Annotated in this window: 5 protein-coding genes; 1 reads left to right on the forward strand and 4 read right to left on the reverse strand. The window is 71.1% G+C overall.

All coding sequences use genetic code 11. The features are described 5' to 3' along the window. Window positions 1–2 precede the first annotated feature (2 nt). Genes V8Z80_RS16080 through V8Z80_RS16095 form a run of 4 tightly spaced genes read right to left on the reverse strand, consistent with a single transcriptional unit; the run spans window position 3 to window position 5411 of the window. Window positions 3–1481 carry an aldehyde dehydrogenase family protein gene (locus V8Z80_RS16080; RefSeq protein ID WP_336062709.1) on the reverse strand — a complete coding sequence of 493 codons (1479 nt, stop codon included), beginning with the start codon at window positions 1479–1481 and terminating at the stop codon, window positions 3–5. After that, window positions 1478–2284, reverse strand: a complete 807-nt coding sequence (locus V8Z80_RS16085) for an enoyl-CoA hydratase/isomerase family protein (protein WP_336062711.1) — start codon at window positions 2282–2284, stop codon at window positions 1478–1480. Before V8Z80_RS16085 ends, V8Z80_RS16080 begins: the two co-directional genes overlap by 4 nt. Next, a complete protein-coding gene (locus tag V8Z80_RS16090) occupies window positions 2274–4406 on the reverse strand; it encodes an acetate--CoA ligase family protein (protein WP_336062713.1) in 2133 nt (710 codons plus the stop codon). The genes V8Z80_RS16085 and V8Z80_RS16090 overlap by 11 nt, the downstream gene beginning before the upstream one ends. 12 nt (window positions 4407–4418) lie before the next feature. Then, the gene (locus V8Z80_RS16095; protein WP_336062715.1) at window positions 4419–5411 is read right to left on the reverse strand and encodes a tripartite tricarboxylate transporter substrate binding protein; all 993 of its coding nucleotides are present in this window, start codon (window positions 5409–5411) and stop codon (window positions 4419–4421) included. Between the two features lie 106 nt (window positions 5412–5517). On the opposite strand from V8Z80_RS16095, the gene V8Z80_RS16100 reads away from it, so the two are divergent. Continuing rightward, window positions 5518–6419: LysR family transcriptional regulator (locus V8Z80_RS16100; RefSeq protein ID WP_336062717.1), on the forward strand; the 902-nt coding region annotated here is incomplete at its 3' end.

Consider the following 6419-nt stretch of genomic DNA (forward strand, 5'->3'; position numbering starts at 1 on the left):
CCTCAGTCCTGGGATGCTTGCGGCCAGTAGCCGGAAGGAAGCTGGATGGCGCGCGGCTCCAGAAAGCCCTCGATGCCGTGCCGGCCGTTCTCGCGGCCCAGCCCCGAGCAGCCGAAGCCACCGAAGGGCGCGGCCGGATTGAAGGGCGCCCCGTTCACGTCGACCTGCCCGGCCCGCAGCCGCGAAGCGACAGCCAGCGCTGCCTCCGGTGTGGCCCCCCACACGGTCGCGGCCAGTCCGTAGGGCGTGTCGTTGGCCAGGGCGATGCCCTGCTCGATGTCTTCGTAGCCGATCAGGCTCAGCACCGGACCGAACACTTCCTCGCGGGCGATGGCCATGTCGGGCGTGACTTCCAGTACCGTGGGTGGCACGAAATAGCCCTGGGCCGGCGGGCGCATCGCACTGCCCTGGTCCGCCGCGCTGCGGGATCCATCGTTGGACCCGCCGAGCGGCCTGGCGCCGGCCTTGATCGCCTCGTCGATCGTTCGCAGCACTTTCTGCTGCTGCGCGCGCGAGACCAGCGGGCCCAACCGGGTGGCCGGTTCGGCCGGATCGCCCATCCGGTAGCCGGGCAGCAGTTCGGCCAGCAACGCGCGCACCTGGGCCAGTTCGGCGTGCGGTGCAAGCAGGCGCGTGGTGGCCGAGCAGGTCTGCCCGGCGTTGAGCATGCAGCTGGCCAGCGTGGCTTTGACCGCCGCGGCCAGGTCGGCCCCGGGCAGCACCAGCGCGGCGGACTTGCCGCCCAGCTCCAGCGCCAGGCGCTTGATGCCGGCGCCGGCCACCGAGGCGATGCGCCGGCCCGCGCGGGTCGAGCCGGTGAAAGAGACCATGTCCACGCCAGGATGGCTTGTCAATGCCTCGCCCACCTGTTCGCCCGTGCCATGCACCAGGTTGAAGACCCCCGCAGGCAGGCCGGCGCGTTCGACGGCCTGGGCCAGCAGGTAGGCGCTGGCGGGCGCCAGTTCGGAAGGCTTGAGCACCACGGTGCAGCCGGCCAGCAGCGCCGGGGCCACCTTGCCGGTGATCTGGTGCAGCGGATAGTTCCAGGGGGTAATGCAGGCCACCACGCCCACCGGCAGCAGGTCGATGCGGGAATGGCCGATGCGCGAGGTCCAGGGCACCTCGTCGGCCAGGTCGGCATACATGTCCCAGGCCGCGATGGGCGCTTGCACCTGGATGCGGGCGGCCAGCTTGCGGGGCATGCCGACCGAACGCGAGATGCTTTCGGTCAGGGCCTGCTCCAGGCTGCGCAGTTCGGCCGCGATCTGCCGCACGGCCTCGACGCGCCGCGCCAGCGGGGTGCCGGACCAGCCGGCAAAAGCCTGGCGGGCGGCCCGCACGGCCCGGTCCACGTCCTGCGCCGAGGCCGTACGGTAGCGGCCCATGGGCGTTTCGTCATAGCTGTCCATGGCCGGTATGCTGTCGGTGCCCTGCGCCGGGGCCCAGCGTCCGTCGATGTAGAGCGTGTCGATGTCTGTCATGCGCGATCCGTCGAAGTAAAGGTGGATGAAGAAGCTGCGCGCCGGGCCAGGAATTCCCGCATGGCTTGTTGCGGCGCGCCGCTGGCATAGCATTCGAGCTGGTAGCGCACCCCCGCCGCGCAGGCCTGTTCGAAGCCGGCCTGGGTGACTTCGCGAAAGCGGCGCTTGGTGGCGCGCACCGCCGCCTGCGGCAGTGCGGCCAGCGCGCGGGCGCGCGCCAGGGCCTGGGACAGCACCGCTTGGGGCGCCACCAGGTCGTTGACCAGTCCCAAGGCATGCGCACGCTCGCCGGTGATCAGTTCTGCGCTCAGCGACAACTGCTGGTTCAGGGAGTGGCCGATCTGCAGCGACATGAGGTAGGAGCCCACGATGCTGGCCAGGCCCGCCTTGACTTCGGGCTGGCCCATGCGCAAGGTGGGATGGCCGACCCGCAGGTCGCACATCAGTGCGATCTGGAAGCCCGCGCCCACGGTGGTGCCGTTCAGCGCGGCCACGATGGGCAGGTCCACGTCGCGCACCGCCTGGTAAAGCGCGTGCTGGCGGTCCAGCCAGTCCTGCAGGGTGTCGGCGGTGATGGCGGCCGATTCCTGCAGGTCCTGACCGGCGCAGAAAGCCCGCTCGCCGCTGCCGGTCAGGACGATGGCGCCCACGTCCGTACGGGCGGCCAGCGCCTGCAGCTGGCCGGTCAGCGCGCTGCGCAGGGCGCCATCGATGGCGTTGAGCGCCTGCGGCCGGTTCAGCCGCACGATGGCTATGCCGTCATCGAGGTCGAGCCGCACGGGCTGCCCGGTTTCATGTTGCATGGTTGTGCTCCTTCAGTTGCACCACGGCATCGACGGCGCAGGCCGGCTCACCGGCGGCGCCGACCCGCAGCGGGTTCAGGTCCATGGATTCGATCGCCGGTGCCAGGGCGGCCGCCAGTCTTCCCAGCCGCACCGCCGTGCGGGCCACCGCATGCAGGTCCAGCGCCGGCTCGCCGCGTACGCCGCCGAATACCGGTGCCATGCGCAGGCGGGCCAGCTGAAGGAGCACGTCCTGCTCGTCGAAGGGCGGCAGCAGTACGGCGAAGTCCTTGAGGGCCTCGACATACTTGCCGCCGTCGCTGACCATGACCACCGGGCCGATGCCCGGCGCCATGCGCACGCCCAGCGCAAATTCGCGGCGGGCGTCCACGCGTTGCGCCACCAGCATGCCGGTGAAGGGCACGTCCAGCGCGGCGACGCGTTGCCGGCATGTCTGCCAGGCCCGCGCCACGTCCTGCCGCGATGCCACGTCGAGGAACACCAGGCCGTGTTCGGACTTGTGGGGGATGCTGGCCGAGCAGGCCTTGAGTACCGCCCGGCCTTCCAAGGCTTCCCAGGCGCTCTCGGCCTCGGCCTGCGTGCGGCACAGGCGATGGGCGGCCACCGGAATGCCCGCCTGCGCCAGCAGGGCCAGGCTCTGCGCCTCGTCCAGCCAGCCGCCCGGTCCGGGCGCAGGCAGCGCGAAGGCCGGTGCGGATCCGGCCGGCAGGGCGTCGCGCCGGGCCGCATCGCGCAGCAGCCGGCCGTGCCCGCGCCATTGGGCCAGGGCGGCCAGCGCATCGCCCTCGTGGGCGAATACCGGCAGGCCCTGTTTCGCGAAGCTGTCCCGCACCGCCGCCTGCGGCGCGCTGACGGCGGTGGGCTTGTCGTGGCGCCGGGCAAAGCGCGCGGCCGCCTCGGCCATGCCCGGCAAGTCATAGCCTTCACCGGCCACCGGCACGCCGATCAGGAACAGATCGGCGCGCGGGTCGGCCGCCAGTACGTCCAGGGTGCGCGCGAACATATTGCCTTGCGTCAGCAGCGCGGCCGTCAGGTCGACGGGGTTCTGCGCGGCGCCGAAGGCCGGCATCACCTCGGCCAGCGCGGCTTGCGTGGCCTGGCCCAGTTCCGCCAGGGGCAGGCCCAGGTCCTGCGCGGTGTCGGCGCACAGCACGCCGACGGCACCGCTGTGGCTCATCACGACCAACTCGCCGGCCGGCCGGGGCGGCTTGGCCAGGTACAGGGACACGGCGTTGACCAGGCCGTGGATGTCGCGCGCGCGCCAGATGCCGTGGCGCTGCAGGAAGGCGTCGATCGCCGCGTCGTCGCTGACCAGCGCGCCCGTGTGCGAGGCCGCGGCCTGCGCGCCGCGCGCGCTGCGACCGGCCTTCAGGGCGATGACGCTGGCTCCACGTGCGCGCGCACGGCGCGATACTTCGGCCAGCATGGCCGGCTCGGGCAAGGATTCCAGGTACAGCAGCACCACGGCGATGTGCGGATCGCTGGCCGCCACCAGCGCAAGTTCGCACGCGCCCGCGTCAGCGTCGTTGCCCGAGGCGACCAGGTAGCGCACGCCGATGCCGCGTTCGCGCAGCATGGCGTAGGGCATGACGCTGGCCGCGCCGCTCTGGCTGACGATGGCGACGGGGCCGTCCTGCGGCGCCATTTCCATGAACATCGTGCTGAAATTGAGCACCGCGCCCGTGGCGAAATTGGCGATGCCTTGGGCGTTGGGGCCGACCAGCCGCACGCCCAGGGACCGGGCGCGTTCGGCCAGGGCCCGCTGGCTGGCCATGCCCTGTGGGCCAGTCTCGCCGAAGCCCGAACTCATCATCACCGCGGTGCCGATGCCCTGCCGGCCGCATTGCTCGATCACCTCGGTGGCGTTTTGCGCCGATACGGCCACCACGGCGACTTCGGGCACGGCCGGCAAGGCTTGCAGGCAAGGATAGGCTCGCAAGCCCTGCACCGTTTCGCGGCGCGGGTTCACGGGATAGATCTCGCCGCGAAAGCCGAACCGCTTCAGGTAGTGGATGGGGCGTCCTCCCACCTTGTTGCGGTCTTCGGCCGCCCCGACCACGGCCACGCGCGCCGGCGAGAAGGCGCCGGCCAGGCGAGGGTCCAGCGTTATCGTGTCGCTCATCGATGCCTGCCTTCAGTTCAGGCTTGCGCCCGAGCCCTTGACCACCGGCGCCCATTTCCGGATGTCGTGGCGGATCAGTTCGGCGAACTCGGCCGCCGTGTTCGTCCTGGCGTCGGCACCGGCCTCGCGCATGCGCTGCTGCATGGTCCCGGTGGCCATCACCGCGGCGATCTCGCGGTTGAGCCGGTCGATCACCGGCGCGGGCGTGCTCGCAGGCGCGACCACGCCATACCAGATCGTGACGTCGTAGTCCTTCAGGCCGGCCTCGCGGGCCGTGGGAACCTGCGGCAGCAGCGGCGAGCGCTGCGGCCCGGTCACGACCAGTGCGCGGACCTTGCCCGCCTGGATGTTCTGGACCTGCTGCGCGATGGTGTCGAACATCATCGACAGCCGTCCGCCCATCAGGTCCACCAGCGCCGGGGCCGAGCCCTTGTAGGGCACATGGGTGATATCGATGCCGGCCGTGGTGCGCAGCAGTTCGCCGGACAGGTGGTTCGAACTGCCGTTGCCGGCAGAACCGTAGGTCAGCTCGCCGGGCCGCTGGCGCGCCAGCGCGATGAGTGCATCCAGGCTGCTAGCCGGCAGCGAGGGCGGCACGACCAGCACGTTCATGGTGGTGGCCATCAGGCTGACCGGCGCGAAATCCTTGACCGGGTCGTAGCGCAGGTCCGCGTACAGGCTTGGGTTGATCGCCAGCGTGCCGGTGGTGCCGAAGAACAGCGTGTGGCCGTCGGCCGGCGCGCGGGCGACCACTTCGGCGGCGATGCTGCCGCCGGCTCCGCCGCGGTTTTCCACGATGACCTGCTGGCCCAGGCGCTCGCCCAGGCCCTGCGCCAGCATGCGCGCCATGGCGTCGGTGGGGCCGCCGGGCGGGAAAGGAACCACCAGCGTCACGGGCTGGCGCGGATAGGGCGGGGAGGCGCCGGCGTCCTGGGCGGCGCCCGCCGGGGCGGCCCATACCGCGGCGGCCAGGCACAGGGGGGCAAGCTTGCGCAAAGCGTTCATGGTTTGTCTCCGGTTGTGGTTTTCGTCTTGCCGGGCAAGCGTAGGCATTCCCAGCCATTCTTGAAAGACGAATTAATAGATTTCAGATTTCACATATACTGAAATCATGAAGCTGCACCTGCTTGCCACCTTTCTCCAGGTCGCCGAGGCCGGCTCCCTGTCGCGCGCCGCCCTGGCGGCCGAGATGGCCACCTCGCGGGTCAGCCAGCAGATCGCCGAGCTGGAAACCGCCTGGGGTGGCCGCCTGTTCGACCGGACAGGGCGCGGCATGGTGCTGACGGCGCTGGGCGCGCGCATGCTGCCGCAGGTGCAGCGCCTGGTGGACGAGCTGCACCGGCTGGACGTGGCGGCCCGGGATGCCGCCGGCGTACCCACCGGCCTGGTGCATGTCGGGATGCTGCCGTCGATGTCGCGCCGGTTGCTGCCGCCGCTGCTGGCTCGCTTGCGCGAACAGGCGCCCCAGGTGCGCCTGCACGTGAGCGAAGGCTTCAGCGGCGCCCTGGACGAGCAACTGTCCTCTGGCCGCCTGGACATGATCGTCGTCAACCGCTACGGCGAGTCGGCCAAGCCGGGCGAGGACGTCCTGGGCCACATGGACACCTGCCTGATCGGCAAGCCCGGCGCCGCCTTGCTGGCCCGGCCGACCGTATCCTTCGCGCAACTGGCCGGCCAGCCCATGGTGCTGCCGGCGCGGCCCAACGGTTTTCGCAGCATGCTCGATGCGCTGCTGCGCAGGCACGGCGTAACCCCTGCCATCGCCCTGGAGGTCGATACCGTCAACATGATGAAGGACGTGGCGCTCAGCGGCCAGGCCATGACCCTGCTGCCGGCCATGGCCGTCAGCGAGGAGCTGGCCGCCGGCGCCCTGGCGGTGTCTCGCATCGTGCGCCCCGGCATCCGGCGCACCATTGCCTTGGGGGTGGGACGGCAACGCCCGCCCTCGCTGGCAGTCAGGTACGTGGCCGCGCAGGTTGGCCAGTTGGCTCGCCAGTTGCTGCGCGAAGCTGG

It is taken from the genome of Orrella sp. JC864 (assembly GCF_037026685.1).
Taxonomy (GTDB): domain Bacteria; phylum Pseudomonadota; class Gammaproteobacteria; order Burkholderiales; family Burkholderiaceae_B; genus Orrella.

Coding starts and splice junctions, on each gene's coding strand:
- V8Z80_RS16080 (WP_336062709.1), bottom strand. CDS start 1,481: ATGACAGACATCGACACGCTCTACATCGACGGACGCTGGGCCCCGGCG.
- V8Z80_RS16085 (WP_336062711.1), bottom strand. CDS start 2,284: ATGCAACATGAAACCGGGCAGCCCGTGCGGCTCGACCTCGATGACGGC.
- V8Z80_RS16090 (WP_336062713.1), bottom strand. CDS start 4,406: ATGAGCGACACGATAACGCTGGACCCTCGCCTGGCCGGCGCCTTCTCG.
- V8Z80_RS16095 (WP_336062715.1), bottom strand. CDS start 5,411: ATGAACGCTTTGCGCAAGCTTGCCCCCCTGTGCCTGGCCGCCGCGGTA.